Raw genomic sequence first — 20,685 nt, 5'->3', positions numbered from 1 at the left:
ACTTCAGGGTTACACCATTGAAGCGGCGGCCCCGGTCGGGCCGGAACGAGAGTTGATGAGCAGGCTGTTCAGAAGCGTCGAGGGCGGGGAGCTGTTCCCCAACGGAAGCGTGGTCTGTATCGGTGCATTCGACGGCCTCCACCTGGGGCATCGTGCGCTGGTCCGCCACGCGGTCGCCCGCGCGCGCGCCTTGGGCGTGGCCGCGGTGGCCGTGGCGTTCGAGCCGCTGCCGCGTGAATTCTTCGCCCAGGGTACGCCGCCGCCGCGGCTGACCCTGGCGCGCAGCAAGGTCGAGATCCTGCGCGAGCTCGGTGTCGATGCGATCGGCCTGCTGCGTTTCGACGCGGCGATGGCCGCCATGCCGGCCGAGGAATTCGTGCGGCGCCTGCTGGTGCACCGGCTGGGCGCCCGCGAAGTGTGGATCGGCCCGGAGTTCTGCTTCGGCAACCGCCGCCGTGGCGACCTGGCCCTGCTGCAGAAGATGGGCGCCGAGCTGGGCTTCAGCGCCGGCGAGATCGAAGCGGTGGACCTGCACGGTGAGCGCATTTCCAGCACCCGCATCCGCCAGCTGCTGCAGGACGGCGACTTCGCCCGCGCCGGCGACCTGCTCGGCCGTCCGTACGCGATCAGCGGGCGGGTGGTGCGCGGGCGCCAGCTCGGCCGCACGCTCGGTTTCCCGACCGCCAACCTGCGCTTCCCGAAGACCCCGGCGTTGTCGGGCATCTACGCGACCTGGGTGCACGGTGTGTTCGACCAGCCGTGGCCCTCGGTGTCCAGCTTCGGCACGCGGCCGACGGTGGACGGCGTGGAGCCGCTGCTGGAAGCCCACCTGTTCGATTTCCAGGGCGACCTGTACGGCCGTCACATCGACGTGGAGTTCGTCGCCAAGCTGCGCGACGAAGAGAAATTCAATGATCTGGCGGCACTGACCGACCAGATGCACCGCGACGCCGAACAGGCGCGCGCCATCCTTTCCGAACATAGATTGCGAGCCACTGCGTGAGCCAGGACTACAAGACCACCCTGAACCTGCCAGCCACCGAATTCCCGATGCGCGGCGACCTGCCCAAGCGCGAGCCGGGCATTCTGGCGCAGTGGGAAGCGCAGGGGCTCTACCAGCAGCTGCGCGAAAACGCCGCCGGCCGCCCGCTGTTCGTGCTGCATGACGGCCCGCCGTACGCCAACGGCCGCATCCACCTCGGCCACGCGGTCAACAAGATCCTGAAGGACATCATCGTCAAGTCGCGCTACCTGGCCGGCTTCGATGCGCCCTACGTACCGGGCTGGGACTGCCACGGCCTGCCGATCGAGATCGCGGTGGAGAAGAAGTGGGGCAAGGTCGGCACCAAGCTCGACGCCGTCGAATTCCGGCAGAAGTGCCGCGAGTTCGCCGAAGAGCAGATCAACATCCAGCGCGTGGACTTCAAGCGCCTGGGCGTGACCGGCGACTGGGACAACCCGTACAAGACCCTGAGCTTCGACTTCGAGGCCAACGAGATCCGTGCGCTGGCCAAGGTCGTGGCCAATGGCCACCTGGTGCGTGGCGCCAAGCCGGTGTACTGGTGCTTCGACTGTGGTTCGGCGCTGGCCGAAGCCGAGATCGAGTACCAGGAAAAGGAATCGCCGGCGATCGACGTGGCCTACGCCGCGCGCGATGCGCAGGCCATCGGCCAGGCGTTCGGCGTGAGCGTGCCGGCCGATGTCGAAGTGGCCGTGCCGATCTGGACCACCACGCCGTGGACGCTGCCGGCCTCGCTGGCCGTTTCGCTGGGCGCGGAGATCAACTACGTGCTTGCCGAAGGCCCGGCCCACAACGGCAAGCGTCGTTGGCTGGTGCTGGCCGCCGCGCTGGCCGAGCGCGCGCTGCAGCGCTACGGCGTGGATGAAGTCGTGCTGCACGGTGAAACCACCGGCGCGGCGCTGGAAAACCAGCTGCTGGCGCATCCGTTCTACCCGGAGCGCGAGATCCTGGTGCTCAACGGCGACCACGTCTCCGACGAGGACGGTACCGGTGCCGTGCACACTGCACCCGGCCACGGCCAGGAAGACTTCGTGGTCAGCCAGAAGTACGGCCTGCTGGACAAGTACAACGCCGGCCAGGTCACCCCGATCGACGGCCGTGGCGTGTACCTGGAATCGACCCCGCCGGCCGGTGACGTGGTGCTGGCCGGCCAGCACCTGTGGAAGGCGCAGGAGGCCATCGTCGGCGTGCTGCGCGACAACGGTTCGCTGCTGGCCTTCCACCCGATCCGCCACAGCTACCCGCACTGCTGGCGCCACAAGACGCCGGTGGTGTTCCGCGCCACCCCGCAGTGGTTCATCTCGATGGACAAGGCCAACCTGCGCACCGATGCGCTGGCCGCCATTGACACCGTCGGTTGGTTCCCGAGCTGGGGCAAGGCGCGCATCCAGAGCATGGTCGACGGTCGCCCGGACTGGACCATCTCGCGCCAGCGCACCTGGGGCGTGCCGATCGCACTGTTCACCCACCGCCAGACCGGCGAGATCCATCCGCGTTCGGTCGAGCTGATGCAGCAGGTCGCCGACCGCGTCGAGGCCGAGGGCATCGACGTGTGGTACTCGCTGGATGCCGCCGAACTGCTGGGCGCCGAAGCAGCCGACTACGAGAAGGTCACCGACATCCTCGACGTCTGGTTCGATTCGGGCGTGACCCATGAAGGCGTGCTCGCCGCGCGTGGCTTCGGCAAGCCGGCCGACCTGTACCTGGAGGGTTCCGACCAGCACCGCGGCTGGTTCCAGTCCTCGCTGCTGACCGGCGTGGCGATCGACAAGCGCGCCCCGTACAAGCAGTGCCTCACCCACGGTTTCACCGTGGACGAGCACGGCCGCAAGATGTCCAAGTCGCTGGGCAACGGCATCGAACCGCAGGACATCATGAACAAGCTGGGCGCGGACATCCTGCGCCTGTGGATCGCCTCGGCCGACTACAGCAACGAGATGTCGCTGTCGCAGGAGATCCTCAAGCGCAACGCCGATGCCTACCGCCGCCTGCGCAACACCGCGCGTTTCCTGCTCGGCAACCTGGACGGCTTCGATCCGGCCCAGCACCTGCAACCGCTCGAGCAGATGGTCGCGCTGGACCGCTGGATCGTGCATCGCGCGTGGGAGCTGCAGGAGAAGATCAAGGCGGCCTACGACGGCTACAACATGGCCGAGATCGTGCAGCTGCTGCTGAACTTCTGCAGCGTGGACCTGGGCTCGCTGTACCTGGACGTGACCAAGGACCGCCTGTACACGATGCCGACCGATTCGCACGGTCGCCGTTCGGCACAGAGCGCGATGTACCACATCGCCGAAGCGTTCACCCGCTGGGTGGCGCCGATCCTGACCTTCACCGCCGACGAGCTGTGGGGCTACCTGCCGGGCGAACGTGCCGGGCACGTGCTGTTCACCACCTGGTACGACGGCCTGGCGCCGCTGCCGGCCGATGCCCAGCTCAACGCCGCCGACTTCGAGCAGCTGCTGGCCGTGCGCGAGCAGGTGGCCAAGGTGCTGGAGCCGATGCGTGCCAACGGCGCGATCGGCGCCGCGCTGGAAGCGGAGATCACCATCGCCGCCAGCGAAGAGCAGGCCGCGAAGTGGCAGCCGCTGGCCGATGAACTGCGCTTCCTGTTCATCAGCGGCGACGTGCAGGTGCGCCCGGCAACCACCGACGAAGTGTTCGTCAGCGCCCAGCCGACCACCAAGGCCAAGTGCGTGCGCTGCTGGCACCACCGCGCCGACGTCGGCAGCAACGCCGACCATCCCGAACTGTGCGGCCGCTGCGTGAGCAACATCACCGGCGCCGGCGAACTGCGGAGCTGGTTCTGATGAGCACTGCACGCCCGCATCCCAACGCCCTGGTCTGGCTGCTGCTGTCGGCGGCCATCATCGGCCTGGACCAGTGGTCCAAGGCCTGGGTGCTGTCGAGCCTGCCGGAGTTCCAGCCGGTGGTGGTCATCGATGGCTTCTGGAACTGGTACCGCACCTACAACACCGGCGCGGCGTTCAGTTTCCTGAGTGACGCCGGTGGCTGGCAGAAGTACTTCTTCACCGCGCTGGCGATCGCCATCAGCGGCCTGATGGCCTGGTGGCTGCGCGGCACCGCCCGCGGCAACTGGAAGGCCGCAGTGCCGTATGCGCTGATCATCGGCGGTGCCATCGGCAACGTGATCGACCGCCAGGTGCACGGTCATGTGGTCGATTTCATCCAGTGGTACGTGGGCAGCTACACCTGGCCCTCGTTCAACATCGCCGATTCGGCCATCGTGGTGGGGGCCATCGGCATCGCCCTGTTTGGCCTGTTCGACGGCAAGTCCGCCAAAAAGGCGGATAATGCCAATCCGAAACCGTAAGCCGGCCGCTGCCGGGAGATTGAACTGATGGATGTGCTGCTCGCCAACCCGCGTGGTTTCTGTGCCGGTGTCGATCGTGCGATCGAGATCGTCAAGCGCGCGATCGAAACGCTGGGCGCGCCCATCTACGTCCGCCATGAAGTGGTGCACAACCGCTTCGTGGTCGACGACCTGAAGCAGCGCGGTGCGATCTTCGTCGAGGAACTGGACGAGGTGCCGGACAACAACACGGTCATCTTCAGCGCCCATGGCGTGTCCCAGGCGGTGCGCCAGGAAGCCGAGCGCCGTGGCCTGAAGGTGTTCGACGCCACCTGTCCGCTGGTGACCAAGGTCCACTTCGAAGTCGCCCGCCACTGCCGTGCCGGCCGTGACGTGGTGCTGATCGGCCACGCCGGCCACCCGGAAGTGGAAGGCACCATGGGCCAGTGGAACCGCGAGGCCGGCACCGGCCAGATCTATCTGGTCGAGGATGTGGAGCAGGTGGCCACGCTGCAGATCAACCAGCCGGAAAACTTCGCCTACACCACCCAGACCACGCTGTCGGTGGATGACACGCGCGGCATCATCGATGCGCTGCGCGAGCGCTTCCCGGCGATGCAGGGCCCGAAGAACGACGACATCTGCTACGCCACGCAGAACCGCCAGGACGCGGTGCGCGACCTGGCCAAGCGCTGCGACCTGGTGCTGGTGGTCGGTTCGCCAAACAGTTCCAATTCCAATCGACTGAGTGAGCTCGCCCGTCGCGAAGGCGTGGAGAGCTACCTGATCGATGGCGCGCACGAGATCGACCCGGCGTGGGTGGCAGGCAAGCAGCACATCGGCGTCACCGCAGGTGCTTCTGCACCGCAGGTGCTGGTCGACGGCGTGCTGGCGCGCCTGGCCGAACTGGGTGCCAGCGGCGTGGGCGAGCTGGATGGCGAACCGGAATCGATGGTGTTCGCGCTGCCGAAGGAACTGCGCCTGCGCCTGATCGACTGACCGGGCCTGACTCTGGTGGGTGCGAACCTTGGTTCGCACTGCTTCTGGATGCACTCCATCCACGCATGGCACGGATCTGCTGCTCACGGTCTTGTTGCCGGGTTTGCCGCTTCTGGCGGGGTTCGCGCGGGCCATGACCTTTGGCCATGGGGCCACGCATCCTGCAGGCCTAGCATCGGGGAATTCTCCGCTGTTGGACGCTGCCCGATGAAAACCCGAGCCTTGGCCATGTCGTTGCTGTTCGCGCTGGCCGCCACGCCTGCATTGGCGCTGGCACAGGCCGCGCCCCCGGCCAATGCCGCAGCGCCTGGCCTGCTGCGCATCGACGTGGATGCGCGCGACCTGGCCCGGCGCATCTTCAAGGTCACCGCCACCGTGCCGGCCCAACCCGGCCCGATGACCCTGCTGTATCCGCAGTGGATTCCCGGCAACCATTCGCCCACCGGCCCGATCGACAAGCTGGCCGGGCTGCGCGTCACCGCCAACGGCAAGCCGCTGGCCTGGCAGCGCGATCAGTTCAATGTCTATGCGTTCAAGGTGAACGTGCCCGAAGGCGTGAGCGAAATCGTCGCCCACTTTGACTTCCTGTCCTCGCAGGGCGGCAGCCAGGGCCGGGTGGTGATGACCCCGGAAATGCTCAACCTGCAGTGGAACGCCAATTCGCTGTATCCGGCCGGGGTCGATGCCCGTCAGCTGCAGGCGCAGGCCAGCGTGACTTTGCCCAATGGCTGGTCGTTTGCCACCGCGCTGGAAACCGCGCGCCGCGACGGTGACACCGTGGTGTTCAAGCCGATTTCCTATGACCACCTGGTCGATTCGCCGTTGTTCGCCGGCGAGCACTACCAGCGCATCGACCTCGACCCGGGCGCGAAGGTGCCGGTGCACCTCAACGTGTTCGCCGACGACGCCAAGTCGCTGAAGCCGACGGACGCACAGATCAAGCTCCACCGGGCGCTGGTGCAGCAGGCCGACAAGCTCTACGCTGCGCGCCACTACAACCACTATGAATTCCTGTTGGCGCTGACTGACCGCCTCGGTGGCATCGGCCTGGAGCATCATCGCTCCAGCGAGAACAGCGCCGAGCCGGGTTACTTCACCGAGTGGGACAAGAGCGCGTGGATGCGTGACCTGCTGCCGCACGAGTACACCCACTCGTGGAACGGCAAGTACCGCCGCGGCGCTGACCTGGCCACCGCCAGCTTCAACGTGCCCATGGGCGACAGCCTGCTGTGGGTGTACGAGGGCCAGACCCAGTTCTGGGGCCAGGTATTGGCCGCGCGCTCCGGGTTGTGGTCGGTGGAGGAGGCGCGCGACATGCTGGCCAATGTGGCCGCCACCTATGACCGTGGCCGCCCGGGTCTGGCCTGGCGACCCTTGCAGGACACCACCAACGACCCGACCATCGCCCAGCGCCGCACGCTGCCGTACCGCAACTACCAGATGAGCGAGGACTACTACTCCGGCGGCCAGATGCTGTGGCTGGAAGTGGAGGGCAAGCTGCGCGAGCTGAGCGGCAACCGTCGCAGCCTGGATGACTTCGCGCGCGCGTTCTTCGGCGTGGGCAATGGCGATTGGGACGTCAACCCGTACACCTTCGACGATGTGGTCGCGACCTTGAACGGCATTGCGCCGTATGACTGGGCGACGTTCCTGCGCGGCCGCCTGGACGGGCATGGTCCGCTGACCGGTGGCCTGGCGCTGGCCGGCTGGAAGCTGGTCTACCGCGATACCCCGAACGATGCCTACAAGGCGCAGGAAAAGCGCGCCAAGGCCGCATTGCTGGCCTACTCGCTGGGCGCGACTGTGCTCGACAGTGGGACAGTGGGTGACGTGATCTGGGACAGCCCGGCGTTCAACGCCGGGTTGGCGCCCGGCATGAAGGTGATCGCCGTCGGCGGCCGCGAGTACAGCAGCCAACGCCTGAAGGACGCGGTGGCCGACGCGGCCAGGGACAAGGCGCCGATCGTGCTGCTGGTCAAGCAGTTCGACCGCATCGATACGATGAACATCGACTACCACGGTGGCCTTCAGTACCCGGTGCTGGAGCGCATGGCCGGCACGCCTGATCGCCTGGCCGACCTGTGGAAGGCGCGATGAAAGCGCGCGCCCGCGACGGCATGATCCTGCTGGTGGCGATCCTGGCCATCATTGGCGCGTACCTGCACGGTGATGGACGCTGGCTGCACTGGCTGGCGAAGCCGGCCACGACGCTGCTGATCGCCGGCATCGCCTGGCAGGTGCACGCTCCTGCGCAACCGTTCTACCGGCGCGCGGTGCTGGCCGGCATGCTGCTCTCGTGCGTGGGCGACATCGCGCTGATGCTGCCGATGGATGCGTTCGTGCCTGGCCTGGTGGCGTTCCTGCTGGCCCACCTGTGCTACATCGCTGCCTTCCGCGATGGACTGCACAGCGGGCGTGGTCTGGTGGCTGCCAGTGTGCTGCTGGGTACGTTCGCCGCACTCAATGTGCTGGGCCTGTGGCCGCACCTGCCGGCGCCGATGCGCATTCCGGTACTGGCCTATGTGGTGGTGCTGGCATCGATGGCGGTGCTGGCGCTGGCACGGCAGTGGCGCCGTCCGCCGCCCGATGCCGTGGAGGCCGCCAGTGCTCGCTGGGCCGCCGCCGGTGCGCTGTTGTTCGTGGCCAGCGATTCACTGCTGGCCTGGGACCGCTTCGCCGGCGGCCTGCCGCTGGCCAGTCTGCTGGTGCTGTCCACCTACTACGCCGCGCAGTACGCCATCGCCCGCTCGGTGAAGTAGCAAAAAGGGGAGGGAGGGGATTAAGTCGTTTCTGCCACGATGCCGAATACGACTTAATCCCCTCCGTCTCCTTTTCCGGTACTACGCTCAGCGGAACTGCAGGGTCAGCAGGTAGTAGCGGCCCAGTGGATCGTCCAGCCCGGGCATCTGCCCGCCATTGCCGACCAGGTAGTTCACCGGTTGCGTGTCGAGCACGTTGTGCACGTCCAGCGCGGCAACTATGCGCGGGCCGAGGCGGCGTGCAAGATGCAGGTTCCAGCGCAGCTGGCGGGGGTTCATGCAGTGGTTCAGTTCAACCTGATCCTGCGGGCACTCGGCACCGGGCAGCCAGGCGCGGGTGCGACCCACCTGGTTGCCGCGCAGGGCGATGTCCCAGTGGCTGTTCTGCCACTGTACGTTCAGCACCGCCGCCGTCTCCGGCGTCACATGGCCGCGCAGGTCGATCGCGGGTTCGTGGTCGACCTGGCGGCGCAGTTCCTGCTGTTTCAGTGCATCCAGCGAGAACAGCCATTGGCCGTTGCTGCCGGTGTCGATGCGGTACTCGCCGCGCAGCACCCAGTTGCGCGAGGTGGTACGGCCGATGTTGTCGAAGGACAGGCGCAGGCTGCGCAGCCTGCCTTGCTCATCCAGCTGCCAGGTATCGCGGTTCCAGACCGCATCGTTGGGCTGCAGCGCGAGGATCTCGTTGCGCAGCTCGACGATGTTGTGGGTCAGCGACAGCGAGAACGCATCATTCGGAGACCAGGTCGCGGCCAGTGAATGGCTGCGCGAGCTCTCCGCCTTCAGCGTGGTGTTTTCTTCCACGTCTGCGGTCACCCTGCAGCGCCCATCCGCGGCGCTCTGCGCACACGGCGGCAGCGCGTCCGAAGCGGGCAGGGTGAGGGTACCGAACTGGCCGGGCGGACGCCGCTGCTCGAACAGGCTGGGGGCACGGTAGCCGCGCCCGCTGGCCAGCAGGAATGACCACTGCGGCGACGGCGTCCAGCGCAGGCCGGCCCGTGGCGAGAGTGCGGTGTAGTCACCGTCACGGTCCCAGCGTGCGGCCAGGTCCATGCGAAGCGCAGGTGCCAGCGGCAGGCCGAGTTCGGCGTAGGCACCACCACTCTGCCGCGACAACCGGCGCCGCTGCTGTGGCAGCCCCAGCGCCAGGTCGCCCTGGCTCAGCAGCGCATCGGGGTGCGAGGTCCAGCGCTCATGGCGCAGGTCGATGCCGGTGGCCAGCTGCGCATTGCCTCCCGGCAACGGCATGAGTTCGCGCTGCATGCCCCACCAGCCCTGCCATTGTTCGGTGAGGCCACGGTTGCGGATCATCGGGAACCAGGACGCCGTTTCGTCGCTGGGCAGCATGTCGAATCCGGGCAGGAACCGAAGCGACTGCGCGGCTTCGATCAGCGGGGTGGCACGCACGGTGCCCGGCGTGGACAGGCTGACATCGCTGCGCTGTGCGCTGAGCCCTGCATCCCAGCTGCGCCGGCCCAGGTCGCGGCCGATGCCGAAAGTGACATCGGCGTCGGTGGCGCGCACGTGTGGGCGCACGTTGCCGGCTTCGCGCAGCACGGTGTTGAACGTGATTCCGTACAGGGCAAGGGAAACCGCGGTGGGGCCGAGGTCGAAGCGCTGGCGGTTGTGGCTGGCGCGGGCCTCGGCATAGGCATAACGGCCGTCGCCACGTTCATGCCGATAGCGCAGGTAGGCCGACGCGGTATCCGAAGCGGGCTGCAGCGAGCGTGGGCGCGCGCTGTCGAACCAGCAGGCGCCATCGCGCCGCTTCAACGGTCCTTCGCAGCGCCGTGCAGGCCAGTAGCGGCCAGCACCGAAGGCACCGATCAGGTACTGCGAGGTCTCCGCATGCCAGTCGCGGCGGTCGCCGGCCAGGTGGTCGACACGGTGCAGGTCGACGCCGGCGAACCAGCGATCGCCATTGCCGCGCAGGCCGCCGGTGGCTGCCTGCAGGCGATACTGCGCGGCGTCGCCCCGGCTGCTCAGGCCGGTCTGCAGCATGGCTTCGGGCCCATCGGCCTGGTCGCGCAGGATGATGTTGACCACGCCGGACATGGCGTCAGCGCCGTAGATCGCCGAGGCACCGCCACGGACCAGCTCGATGCGTTCGACGAAGCTGAGCGGAATGCCGCCCAGGTCGGTGAGCCCTCCCTGCTCCAGCGATACCATCGGGTAGCGCGGCAGGCGCCGGCCATTGACCAGGAACAGCGTGGCGCGCGGTCCCATGCCATCGAGGCTGGTGGTGGCCGCAGCACCAACCGGCAGGTACTGCGAGTCACCGCTGCGTGCGCTGCTCATCGCCGGCAGGCCATTCATGCCGGGCAGGTGCCGCAGCAGGTCGAACAGGCTGCCGTAGCCACTGCGCAGGATGTCGTCCCGATCGATCGTGGTGACCGGCAGCGTGGTCTGCACCGAGGTGCGTGGCAGGCGGCTGCCGGTGACGTGGATCGGTGCCAGTTCCACCTGCGGCGGCGGCCGGGGGGCATCGTGGCGGGGAGCCACCACGGCCTTTGGCGTGGGTGTTGTGGCAATCGGGGCCACACCGACCCGGCGCACCACGAAGCCACCCGAAGGCGTGCGCAGGATCGTCACCGGCATGCCGGCAACCAGCTGCTTCAGGGCGGTGGCGGGATCGGTCCGGGTGTTCGCGCCGTCGCTGTGCAGTCCTGCCAGCTCACGGGCGTCGAACAGCAGCGCGATGCCGCTCTGCCGAGCCCACTGCTGCAGCGCCGACGGCAATGGGCCGGCATCGATGCGGTAGGCCTGCGTGGCCGCCGATTCGCTGGCAGTGGCCGCGGGCAGTGCAGTGGCCAACAGCGCCAGGCACAGCAGGGGGCGGAGCAGCCCCCACTGCAGCGCGCCCGGTCCTGCCATCACTGCAGGCCCCCTCAGTACGTGCGGCGCAGTTCCAGCGCGCCATCCGGGCGCGTCTGGCCAGCGACGGACCAGCCCAGTTCCAGCGCGGACAGCAACTCCTGTGCGTCGCCTGCGCGGAACGTGCCACTGACCGCCAGGTTGCTGATCTCCGGATCGGCAATCACCAGCGGTGTGCGGCCATAGCGGTTCATCCGTTCGACCACGATCGACAGCGGCGTGGCGTCGAATACCAGCTGTCCCTGCAGCCAGCCCTCGGCGGCCGCCGTGGACGACAGCGCCGGGCCCGGCTGGATGCGCCCGGAGGGCAACACCTGCAGCTGCTGGCCCGGTGCCAGGGTGTGCTGGGCCGCACCGTTGCTCACTTCCACCGCGCCTTCCAGCAGCGCGACTTCCACCAGGCCATCGCGCAGGCGTTCGACCTGGAAGGTCGTGCCGATATCGCGGATGGTGCTGCTGCCGGCGCGCAGCTGCAGCGCCTTGTTCGACGGCGCGACCTGCAGCTGCAGGCGCCCGCGTTCAAGGTCCAGCTCGCGATGGCGCCAGCCGAAACGGGCGTGCAGCGTGGTGCCCGCGTCGAGCGTGGCCACGCTGCCGTCGGCCAGGGTCAGCTGCTGTGTTTCATGACTGTCATTGGCATAGCGCTGCGGCGTGGGGTTGCCGTCCACGGCCAGCATCCAGCCCACGCCGATGGCCAGGCAGATGCCGGCGGCGGCCGCGAATGCCGGCAACCAGCGGCGGCGCGGCGGTCGCGCCGCACGGGCCGCAGCGGTACGCAGCCAGGGGTCTGCCGCCAGGCCCTGGCCCTGCTGGAACAGGTTCTCGGCCTGCACCCACGCCTTTACATGGGCCGGGTTTTCGGCCAGCCAGTCCTCGAACGTTTCGCGTTCGGCCGGTGTGCAGTCCGGCGCTTCCAGCCGCGCCACCCAGGCGCTGGCGCGTTCAAACAGCGAGGCGTCTTCCGTGTGCCGGTAATGGTTCATTCCACATCCCTGTCGTTGTGCAGCGGATCCGGTCCCAACTCCTGGCGCAGGCCCTGCAGGGCACGGGCGATATGTTTTTCCACGGTCTTGGCAGTAATTCCACAGTGCCGCGCGATCTGCGTATAGCTCATGCCGGTGATCCGGTTGAGCAGGTACACCTCGCGCGCGCGCTCGGGCAGTTTGAAAAGGGCCTGCCGCAGCAGGGACAACATCTGCCCGGACTCGGCCTGGCGCAATGGATCGGGCGACTGGCTGGTGGGCTGATCGCTGCCATCATGCTCGGCCAACGGCAGGTGCGGTCGCGACTGCGCAGAGCGGCCGCGATCGGCCAGGCGGTTGCGGGCGATACGATACAGCAGCAGGCGCAGCTCGTCGGCGCCATGCGCGCGATAGCGGATCAGCCGCTCCATGCAGTCCTGCGCGATGTCCTCTGCATCCTCCGGCCCGACGCCCCGCGTGCGCAGGAACGCACACAGCGGTGCGCGTTCTTCGCGTACGAACGCGATGAAGGCATCCGCTGGCACCGGCGGCTCCGGCGCGTGGTGGATCAGGGGGGACGGAGCGGACAGGGCTGGCCTCGGCTGACATTGGCGGATGCGTCATCGAGTTTTACGCGACGATGACCGGATGGGGAAGAGTGTGCGGCACCTCATCCTCATTGTGAATGCATTCATGATCGGGCGGCGGCTCGGCTGGGGGAGTTCGCGCCGCTCTGACGTTTGACCCCTTACCCGCGTGTTGCGGGTGGAGAGAGAACGTATGAAGCATTCGAAGTTGAGCCTGGCCCTGGCCGGGCTGATCGGCGTCGGCGCCCTCGCGGCGGCTGATGACGTCATGGCAATGAGTTATCACGTGCAGGGCGATCGCATCTTCCTCAGTGGCGGGGTGACCTACGCCGACGTGGTGTCGTTGCCGGCGTTGCTGGCCAAGGCGCAGGCCGAGGGCAGGCCGATCCGCGAAGTGGTGCTGCGCACCTCCAACGGCGGCGCGCTGATTGCGGGCGAGTGGCTGCAGGGCGTGATCCGCACCTCCGGCCTGAACACCATCGTGTCCGGCCACTGCATCTCGTCGTGCTCGATCATGCAGTCCGGTGGCGTCGAGCGCTATCTGGCCGGCGACCTGCCGATCGTCGATTCGGTGCAGATCCACGCGGCCAGCAGCGGCGGCAAGGTGATCTATACGCCGTCGCCGCGCATGACCCAGATCTACACCGGCAACTACGGCGGCGGCATGGATGCGGGCCTGCTGCACAAGGCCATGTACGAGGTCGTGCAGCCCAACGGCCTGCTGGTGTTCCGCGATCCGGCGCGCACCACTGGCACCTCGGTCACCTTCGACCCGGATGGCAGTGGCAGCAAGCTGGAGTCGTTCCCGGGCCAGGACATCCATAGCAACAACATCATCACCGCGAACGGCTATCGCGATCCTGGCGACACGTTGAACGTGAGCGCGAACGTAAGCGGCGACATCAACCCAGGCTACCTGCGCACCGGGCGCCAGCTGCAGACTTTCGTCGACGACGATTTCGCGCGCTGGAACACCAACTGGCAGTCCAGCTACATCAACCTGGCGCAGAGCATCTACAACGCCTCAAGCCGTGGCCCGCAGGGCATCGGCCCGGATTCGGTGCAGGACTACCTCAACGATCCGGGCATCCAGGCGCTGCTGCTGTCCAAGCTGCGCCTGGCTGACCTGGACGTATCCACGCTCGACAACGCCATGGGCGTGATCCGCGTGAGCAACGGTGCCACCTGGCGCACCGCCGCCACCACCGGCGCCGACTTCATGCTGGTCGACAACGGCACCATCGCACTGGAAGGCGGCGCGCTGCGGGCGTCGGAAGTGCGCGTGCTGGGCGCGGGCATGCTGGTCGGCCATGGCGACGTGGCCGGCACCGCGATGGATCTTGATGCACTGGGCAGCGGTTCCGGCCCCTCCTGGCGCGAGGATGGCTTCAACCGCCTGCGCGTGTTTGGCACGCTGATGCCGCGCGGCGGTGATCTGGTCACTCACGGCTACGTCAACATCATGCCGGGCGGCAAGCTGCTGTTCGACGTCACCGAGAATGGCGGCGCCGCCACGGGCCGACTGCGCGTGGGCACGTTCTTCGATGACGAACCGACCGACGGCGCGCTGGTGATCTCCAAGGGCGCCTTCCTCGAATTGAATGTGGCGCAGGGCTACTACGGCCAGGACTTCCGCCGTGACCTGGTACAGGGCCCGATCTATCAGGGCGGCTTCGAGGATGTCGTGCGCCTGGGCGACACCGGCTACAGCGCCAGCATCACCGCGGGCGATGTGTTCCGCCCGCGCCACAACTCGCTGCTGAGCTTCAACGTCAAGCAGACCGCGGACGGCCTGTGGCTGACGGCAAACCCAGGCTTCGATCAGCTGGGCCTGTTCGCCAACGCTACCTCCGGCGACGGGCTGGGCCGCGCGCTGGCGACCGCCTCCGCCCGCCAGGACGGCAACCTGAAATCGCTGCTGGGCGCGCTGCAGTTCGCCGACCGTGATGTGATCGCGCAGCAGGCCGGTGCCCTGCGCGGTGATGCGCATGCCAGCCTGCGGCTGGCCGACAACGCGCTGGTGGGCAGCATCGGCAACGTGGTGCAGCAGCACCAGGCCGCGATGCGCAGTGGTGGTGATGCCGATGGCCTGGCCTCGCAGGCCGCGCAGTCGGTGTCGGCACAGCCGGGCATGCGCCACGGCAGCCTGTTCAACCAGCTGGCGATGCATCTGGTCGAGCCGACCGCCGGCGGTGCGGGTAGCGGCAGCGAGACCGGGCGCAGCCGTGGCCTGTGGGCGCGCGGTTTCGCCAGCCATGGCCGCATCGATGCGGAGGGTGGCGTGGCCGGTCTCAGCCACAACATCGGTGGCATCGTGGTGGGGGCCGATACCCGCGTGGCCGATGACCGCGTCACCCTCGGCGTCAGCGTGGCGGCGGCCGACATGTCGACCAAGGGCCGCGACGGCTCCGACTTCAGCGGTGACGTGCGCGCGCTGGATGTGGGCGGCTATCTGGATGCAACCTATTCGCGCGGCTACCTGTCGGCGGCGGTGCGCTATACCGACCTGCGCCACGACACCCGCCGCAGCATCAGTGGCATCGATGGCCTGCAGCAGCCACTGCGCGCCAAGTACAACAACGATGCAATCTCCGCACGTGTCGAGCACGCGTTCTCGTTCACCACCGGTAAGGGGCTGGTGATCCAGCCGTTGCTGCCGGTGGTGGACTACGCGCGCACCTCGGCCACGCGCTTCAATGAAGGGCAGGGCGCGGGCGCACTGGTTGGCCGCAGCGGCAGCCTGGAGAGCATCCGCGTTGGCGCCGGCCTGCAGCTGTTCAAAACCTTCGAAGGCAACAACGGCGAGCGCATCACCCCGCGCGCCCGCGTGGTCTGGCAGAAGGAACTGGGCGATTCGCAGGCCCGCTACAGCACCGGCTTCGCCGCCGCCCCGGACCTGGTGTTCGGCGCCAGCAGCCAAGCCGTCGGTGAGCAGGTGCTGGCCTGGAACCTGGGCGTGACCAGCCGCGCCAGCGAGCGCCTTTCGATCATGGCCGACTACGTGGGCGAGCGCCGCGACGGGCAGATCCAGAACGGCGTGATGCTGGGGCTGGGCTACCGGTTCTAAGCGGCACGGGGCACCGGCGATGCCTGCATCGCCTTTGCCATCCCCACAGGCGCGTGGCTGCGGTATGGTCGGCAGGGCATCCCACCCAGGTCCTTCCATGCAGATCGCCGTCTTCAGCGCACGCCCCTACGACCGCCGCTTCCTGGACGAAGCCAACCAGCGTGATGCGGACGGGCAGGGCTACGCGTTCGTCTACTTCGATGCCGCGCTGGATGTGCATACCGCCGCGCTGGCACAGGATTGCGCCGCCGTCTGCGTATTCGTCAATGACCGGCTTGACGCGCCAGTGCTGCACGCCCTGCATTCGCTCGGTGTGCGTGCGGTGCTGCTGCGCTGCGCGGGCTTCAACAACGTGGATCTTGCTGCGGCGAAGGCACTGGGCCTGTTCGTCGCGCGGGTGCCGGCCTATTCGCCTGAAGCGGTGGCCGAGCATGCGCTGGCGCTGGTGATGACCCTCAACCGGCAGACCCACCGCGCCTACAACCGGGTGCGCGAAGGCAACTTCATGCTCGATGGCCTGCTTGGCCGCACCCTGCATGGCCGCACCGTCGGCATCGTTGGCACCGGCAAGATCGGGCTGGCCACCGCGCGCATCTTCAAGGGCATGGGCTGCACCGTGCTGGGGCACGACCCGTATCCGTCGGCGGCCTTTGCCGGGGTGGGAGATATGGTGGCGTTGGACGAACTGCTGGCGCACGCCGACATCGTCTCGCTGCATTGCCCGCTGACACCCGACACCCAGCACCTGATCAACGACGCCTCGCTGGCGCGGATGAAGCCCGGCGCGATGCTGGTCAACACCTCACGCGGCGCGCTGGTCGATACCCATGCGGTGATCCGCGCGCTGAAGTCGCGCCGGCTCGGCCATCTGGCCATCGACGTCTACGAACAGGAAAGCGCGCTGTTCTTCCAGGACCTGTACGGCGAGATCATCGACGACGAAGCCTTCCAGCGCCTGATGACCTTCCCCAACGTGCTGGTGACCGGCCACCAGGGCTTCTTCACCGTGGAGGCGCTGCAGGAGATCTCGGCGATCACGCTGGGCAACCTGGCCGATTTCGCCGCCGGCCGGCCCTGCGCCAACCGGGTAGAGGCGGGCTGAGCCGGGTGGATTGACCGCCGGGGCGCCCAGCCCGTAAAATCGCGGGCTCCGCCGGAATAGCTCAGTTGGTAGAGCGGCGCATTCGTAATGCGTAGGTCGCAGGTTCGACTCCTGTTTCCGGCACCAGTTGTAATGAAAAGCCCCGGCCTTGGCCGGGGCTTTTTGTTTGTGCGAGTGTTGGAACTCGTTGATTGGAGAGGGAGGGGGACTGACACGGGGCGAGGCACATTCGCCTGTAGACGCGTAGAAACGCGCTCGTGTCCTTTTGTGACACGCGCACTTGTTGAGAACAGTCGGCTTAGTTCCAACTTACGCGGTTCCCGTCGGGAACGGGTACTTGCTCGGGTAGAGCTTGCGTCTTTCAGTGGCGAGGAAGCCTTTGGGCTCTCTTTGGCTGGGCAACTCAAACCAAAGCTCAGCTCGATATACACTGAGATCTGGATGCCGCAAACCATTTGAGCATGAAATGTCCGGACAACGCGAACTCATATCAGCTTGGTTTGACGGCATCACATCCAGTGCCTGGTGGCCTGTCTTCTTGCCACTGGGATATGGAATATTCCGATTCTTGGAATATTTGCTTAAAAGACGCGTTGAAGGGAAGCCCAGCGATGAGCAAATTCAATCTTATAGCCAGCTCGCTGATCTTCAGAAGAAGCTTCGCGAGAACAGCGTGACGATAGCTGACTTGAATGCCCTTCGTAGTCAGGTCCTTGGTAAGGGGGCGGCAAGTGCAATTAATATTGCGCACCAGTACAGTGAAGTTGCGCAGCGCCTAGTTGCTGACGTTGAGGAGATTGATTACGCCCGTTCCAACTCTTTGAGCGCAGCTCTAAGTGCAGAAGAACGGAATCTCACGCAAGCCGAAATGAACATCCTGTCAGCGGAAAAGGCTCAGGAGGCCGACCGGGAGCTGACGGCCTTGGTGTTGGAGTTGATGCAGAAGCTTCACCCACAGGGGGCTGCATTGTTGCAGCGGGCTCAAGGGTACTGGCTCGCGTTTAGAAAGGTTGAAGCTGATCGTGAAGCGAGTGCGTGGGAGGGAGGGTCTATTCTTCCCCTAATGGTTAACGCAAAGTTCGAAGCAATGACGCGCGAAAGGATAGCAGCACTGAAGGGTGACACTACTGGTCCCGATGGTTCTGAGTTGGACGCCCGCAGGGTGACGACTCCCAGAAATCTTCTGCAGCATCTTGAATTGAATGTCCCGATGGATCGAGTTCGAGATTTGCTAGGTACACCGACTTACTCATACGGTAGTCGATGGATGTACAGATACGAGGAGACTCAGGTTGAGGTAGGTTTCAACAACGACTGGTCGGTGGATTCCGTCGTCGTTGCGCTCTGCAATGGCCATAACTATCCGGGGGTTGGCCTGGAAAGGCCATTAGGGCAGCTTACGGTTGGTGACGTCATTCGTATGGATTCTGAAGCCAAACTTGAGCACGGCTGGAGCGCGCGGACGCAGGAGTTGTGCATCAGGGTAAGAACTGGCCCAGCCGGTGCTTGGGACTATCACTACTTTGGCGCACTTTCCATCTTTAGTGGTGCCGGAGATCTTCAGGATGTTCGCTTCGAGTGGGATGCGGATTCTGGGCGCTTGGTCACCAACCCTGATGAAGTACTGGTCAACTGGATGGCTATCTCTGCAGCCGCAGACGAGCCTCCGAGCTTCAACTGGTACATTAGATAGCAATGCGGCATTGCAGTTGCAGCGACTAGGGTGTTGCCGCAAGTTTCGAATTCACGCGCGGAGAAAGACCCGTTGATTGGGATGATCCAAACCGACAGGTCTAAAGATTGGTGCGGAGGGAAGGACTCGAACCTTCCAGTCTATCTCTTGGTGACATTCCTAAGCGGTCGCGTACATCCAGTCTTCTATTCGGGTTGGAGCGTTTCCCAGCCTGGGCTCCGCAGTAGACATGCTCCGCACCAAACAGACCAAAACGCAGTCGTCAGCGAGACTCGAATCTTTCCACTAATGGTATTTTTCTTGACCGAAATGGCGTGCGATTCTGCGAATAAAGCTGCTGATTTACGCGTTTCAACGGTTTTCGTGGCCATAGTTTTCTCCTCAGTTATGACGTTAACGTCGCCCATCAGGGAAAGCTCCAACCCGAAGTGAGACTGGACTTCCGCAGGCTTATGGATTGCCGTTGGACCCAAGCTCGAGGGGTAAACCCTAGTTCAATTATTGGCGGGAGGGCGGCCGTTTGGCAAGACGTAGCGCACCTGTAACCACCTCGATTCAAGATGCTCCGGCCGAAGAGCTGGCCGAATTGCACGCGGCTCCGTGTGGGCGGGGGGGCGGCAAGCTGGAAGAGGCTCCGCGCTCCTGCGGCTAAAGCGCGTCACGTTGGCGTGGCACTGGATCGGTCCTATGGTCGCGTTCCTGTCATCCAACTCACGCTAGTTGGCAGGGTATCGGTAGGAGTAGCCTCGGACCCAACGGGGAGGCCGGGAGTCATTCTTAGAGACTAGGAGTAGAGTGGCGCGGTCGCTTTGGTAGCTGGCCTACTGACCAAAAAGGACAGATCCCCTCGAAGCCGCTTCAGGTGGCTCTGAAGGCGCTAGGGGCGTGGCGTCGTCTTGCGCCCTACGGTACTGTCCCTTCCGGTACCGGCACCGCCGGAGGGGGCCAAATGAACGACATTCTTGATGCAATGAGCGCTCGGATTAAAGCGCCCTGGTTTGGTTACGCCGTATTGGCGTTCATCGCCATCAACTGGCGAGGCATGTTCCTGCTGGCAACGACAGAGGGGGCGCCCTTGGTCCGGCTCGCTGCATTTGACGCAGCGACGAGCCCCTGGACTCTGTTCGTTTGGCCATTGGCTGCGGGCGTCGTCGCTACTGCAGCTACACCATGGACCAGATTTCTCTTTGCTTGGTTAGCGAAGAAGCCGTTCGAGCACATAGACGATCTTCAGATTGAGTCCGAGCATCGGCGAACCGTCAGAAAAACTGAGCTGGAGCAATCCCGGTCGGCCCTGCTGGCGACGCAGGAGGCGGAAATCATCGAGCGGGCAATGCGCGACGTGGAGGTCCAGAAGATCAGCGATGCGGAGGTTAAGGAGCGAGCTGAGGCCCAATTAGAGGCCCTGCGCCAGAAGCGTGATTTCGAGTCGAGGAGGGATGAAGGTGAGCTTTGGTCGGACCGGCTGTCGTCCACGGAACTTGATCTTCTGAAGCAGGCAACTAAAGATGGTTCCGGAAGCATCATGCGTGTTGAGTACATTGGTGGACGTAGGCTGCAAGCCGGAGGGGTAGCCTTTGGAATGAAGGGGACGCGTGAGTTCTTGCGGTACGAAAGCGCACTGGAATCGCTGCTCAAGTGGGGTCTCGTCAAACAGCTCGGAGAATTGACGTACGAGCTTACCCACGAAGGGTGGATAGTGGCCGAGTCCTTGTAGCTTTTTTGCTGGCGGATTTATGTTGGCCGACTTCGTATTTCCGAGGGCCTTGGCAGCCCTGGCCGGCTTGCGTGGAATGTCGCTTTGAACATCTGAATTCAATTGTCGAGATATGATGCGGACACCAGTGATCCAGGCCGAATTATGTCTTTTCGGCGGTTTGGCATCGGAGGTGGGTGTCAATGGGGGTTGACGAGTGCGCCTTTGTCGCGCATCTGCATGAATTGGGAGTGCTCCCTGCCGGCAACGAAATCACCCTGCTCAGAGGGGTGCCTACTGGTCGGGAGAAATCGCGGCTCCTACGGCGATTGATGTAGGCGTCACCGCTTATCTAGCCAGTGTCGATACCGAAGCCCTGATCGGTGTCTCCCGTGGGTCGTACGCAGTCATTTTCTTTCTGGCTCCAATCTCTCGTTGCACATGCGCCTGGTCCATTGGTTGTACGCGCAGGATCGACTGCCCGATCCGACTTGCTGGGGTTCCTCGCGCTGTCGTCGCACCAATAGCAGGATAACGAGTACGAAGCGATCGCCTTGGCTGCGATGGAGAAGTTGGATGAGGGACGTCTGGAGTAGGGGCTGGGCGAGATAG

13 protein-coding genes and 1 tRNA gene are annotated in these 20,685 nt (G+C 65.5%); 11 read left to right on the top strand and 3 right to left on the bottom strand.

Annotated features, from left to right (window positions below; translation table 11 throughout):
- Nucleotides 1-55: 55 nt before the first annotated feature.
- The 6 genes from SSKA14_RS18470 to SSKA14_RS18445 all read left to right on the top strand — a co-directional run bounded on the left by SSKA14_RS18470 (nt 56) and on the right by SSKA14_RS18445 (nt 8,092).
- Nucleotides 56-1,003, top strand: a complete 948-nt coding sequence (locus tag SSKA14_RS18470; protein WP_008264991.1) for a bifunctional riboflavin kinase/FAD synthetase — start codon at nt 56-58, stop codon at nt 1,001-1,003.
- Nucleotides 1,000-3,831 (top strand): isoleucine--tRNA ligase, encoded by a 2,832-nt coding sequence (ileS, locus tag SSKA14_RS18465; protein ID WP_008265914.1) that lies wholly within the window; start codon nt 1,000-1,002, stop codon nt 3,829-3,831. Before SSKA14_RS18470 ends, ileS begins: the two co-directional genes overlap by 4 nt.
- Entirely contained in the window at nt 3,831-4,355 is a 525-nt protein-coding gene (lspA, locus tag SSKA14_RS18460; protein ID WP_008266713.1) for a signal peptidase II, read from the top strand. Before ileS ends, lspA begins: the two co-directional genes overlap by 1 nt.
- Before the next feature lie 27 nt (nt 4,356-4,382).
- Entirely contained in the window at nt 4,383-5,333 is a 951-nt protein-coding gene (gene ispH, locus SSKA14_RS18455; protein ID WP_008264966.1) for a 4-hydroxy-3-methylbut-2-enyl diphosphate reductase, read from the top strand.
- 207 nt (nt 5,334-5,540) lie between these two features.
- Nucleotides 5,541-7,430, top strand: coding sequence for a M61 family metallopeptidase (locus tag SSKA14_RS18450; RefSeq protein WP_040008509.1), 1,890 nt, complete (start codon nt 5,541-5,543; stop codon nt 7,428-7,430).
- Nucleotides 7,427-8,092 carry a lysoplasmalogenase gene (locus SSKA14_RS18445; RefSeq protein ID WP_008265519.1) on the top strand — a complete coding sequence of 222 codons (666 nt, stop codon included), beginning with the start codon at nt 7,427-7,429 and terminating at the stop codon, nt 8,090-8,092. The genes SSKA14_RS18450 and SSKA14_RS18445 overlap by 4 nt, the downstream gene beginning before the upstream one ends.
- An 87-nt stretch (nt 8,093-8,179) precedes the next feature.
- Here the strand turns inward: SSKA14_RS18445 and SSKA14_RS18440 are convergent, their stop codons facing one another.
- Genes SSKA14_RS18440 through SSKA14_RS18430 form a run of 3 tightly spaced genes read right to left on the bottom strand, consistent with a single transcriptional unit; the run spans nt 8,180 to nt 12,473 of the window.
- Nucleotides 8,180-10,966 (bottom strand): TonB-dependent receptor, encoded by a 2,787-nt coding sequence (locus SSKA14_RS18440; RefSeq protein ID WP_008266499.1) that lies wholly within the window; start codon nt 10,964-10,966, stop codon nt 8,180-8,182.
- A 14-nt stretch (nt 10,967-10,980) separates the two neighbouring features.
- A complete protein-coding gene (locus SSKA14_RS18435) occupies nt 10,981-11,949 on the bottom strand; it encodes a FecR domain-containing protein (RefSeq protein WP_008265170.1) in 969 nt (322 codons plus the stop codon).
- Nucleotides 11,946-12,473: an RNA polymerase sigma factor gene (locus SSKA14_RS18430; protein ID WP_008267539.1), complete on the bottom strand. Its 528-nt coding sequence runs from the start codon at nt 12,471-12,473 to the stop codon at nt 11,946-11,948. The genes SSKA14_RS18435 and SSKA14_RS18430 overlap by 4 nt, the downstream gene beginning before the upstream one ends.
- A 235-nt stretch (nt 12,474-12,708) precedes the next feature.
- Between SSKA14_RS18430 and SSKA14_RS18425 the strand changes: the two genes are divergently transcribed.
- The 5 genes from SSKA14_RS18425 (at nt 12,709) to SSKA14_RS23080 (ending at nt 20,094) form a co-directional block, all read left to right on the top strand.
- The gene (locus SSKA14_RS18425; RefSeq protein ID WP_008266923.1) at nt 12,709-15,582 is read left to right on the top strand and encodes an autotransporter outer membrane beta-barrel domain-containing protein; all 2,874 of its coding nucleotides are present in this window, start codon (nt 12,709-12,711) and stop codon (nt 15,580-15,582) included.
- Between the two features lie 97 nt (nt 15,583-15,679).
- The gene (locus tag SSKA14_RS18420) at nt 15,680-16,684 is read left to right on the top strand and encodes a 2-hydroxyacid dehydrogenase (protein WP_008265971.1); all 1,005 of its coding nucleotides are present in this window, start codon (nt 15,680-15,682) and stop codon (nt 16,682-16,684) included.
- Nucleotides 16,685-16,734: 50 nt separating this feature from the next.
- Nucleotides 16,735-16,810 (top strand) — tRNA-Thr (locus SSKA14_RS18415).
- A gap of 340 nt (nt 16,811-17,150) precedes the next feature.
- On the top strand, nt 17,151-18,377 hold the full coding sequence (locus SSKA14_RS18410) for a lysozyme inhibitor LprI family protein (RefSeq protein WP_083797403.1): 1,227 nt from the start codon (nt 17,151-17,153) through the stop codon (nt 18,375-18,377).
- A gap of 949 nt (nt 18,378-19,326) precedes the next feature.
- Complete coding sequence (locus SSKA14_RS23080) at nt 19,327-20,094, top strand: hypothetical protein (protein WP_008266470.1); 768 nt, start codon at nt 19,327-19,329, stop codon at nt 20,092-20,094.
- Nucleotides 20,095-20,685 lie beyond the last annotated feature (591 nt).

Origin of the sequence: Stenotrophomonas sp. SKA14 (assembly GCF_000158575.1) — a bacterium.
GTDB lineage: Bacteria > Pseudomonadota > Gammaproteobacteria > Xanthomonadales > Xanthomonadaceae > Stenotrophomonas > Stenotrophomonas forensis.
Note: the sequence above shows the minus strand (reverse complement) of the source record. Positions and strands in the feature narration are given on the sequence as shown.

Coding starts and splice junctions, on each gene's coding strand:
- SSKA14_RS18470 (WP_008264991.1), top strand. CDS start 56: ATGAGCAGGCTGTTCAGAAGCGTCGAGGGCGGGGAGCTGTTCCCCAAC.
- lspA (WP_008266713.1), top strand. CDS start 3,831: ATGAGCACTGCACGCCCGCATCCCAACGCCCTGGTCTGGCTGCTGCTG.
- ispH (WP_008264966.1), top strand. CDS start 4,383: ATGGATGTGCTGCTCGCCAACCCGCGTGGTTTCTGTGCCGGTGTCGAT.
- SSKA14_RS18450 (WP_040008509.1), top strand. CDS start 5,541: ATGAAAACCCGAGCCTTGGCCATGTCGTTGCTGTTCGCGCTGGCCGCC.
- SSKA14_RS18445 (WP_008265519.1), top strand. CDS start 7,427: ATGAAAGCGCGCGCCCGCGACGGCATGATCCTGCTGGTGGCGATCCTG.
- SSKA14_RS18440 (WP_008266499.1), bottom strand. CDS start 10,966: ATGGCAGGACCGGGCGCGCTGCAGTGGGGGCTGCTCCGCCCCCTGCTG.
- SSKA14_RS18435 (WP_008265170.1), bottom strand. CDS start 11,949: ATGAACCATTACCGGCACACGGAAGACGCCTCGCTGTTTGAACGCGCC.
- SSKA14_RS18425 (WP_008266923.1), top strand. CDS start 12,709: ATGAAGCATTCGAAGTTGAGCCTGGCCCTGGCCGGGCTGATCGGCGTC.
- SSKA14_RS18420 (WP_008265971.1), top strand. CDS start 15,680: ATGCAGATCGCCGTCTTCAGCGCACGCCCCTACGACCGCCGCTTCCTG.
- SSKA14_RS18410 (WP_083797403.1), top strand. CDS start 17,151: ATGTCCGGACAACGCGAACTCATATCAGCTTGGTTTGACGGCATCACA.
- SSKA14_RS23080 (WP_008266470.1), top strand. CDS start 19,327: ATGAACGACATTCTTGATGCAATGAGCGCTCGGATTAAAGCGCCCTGG.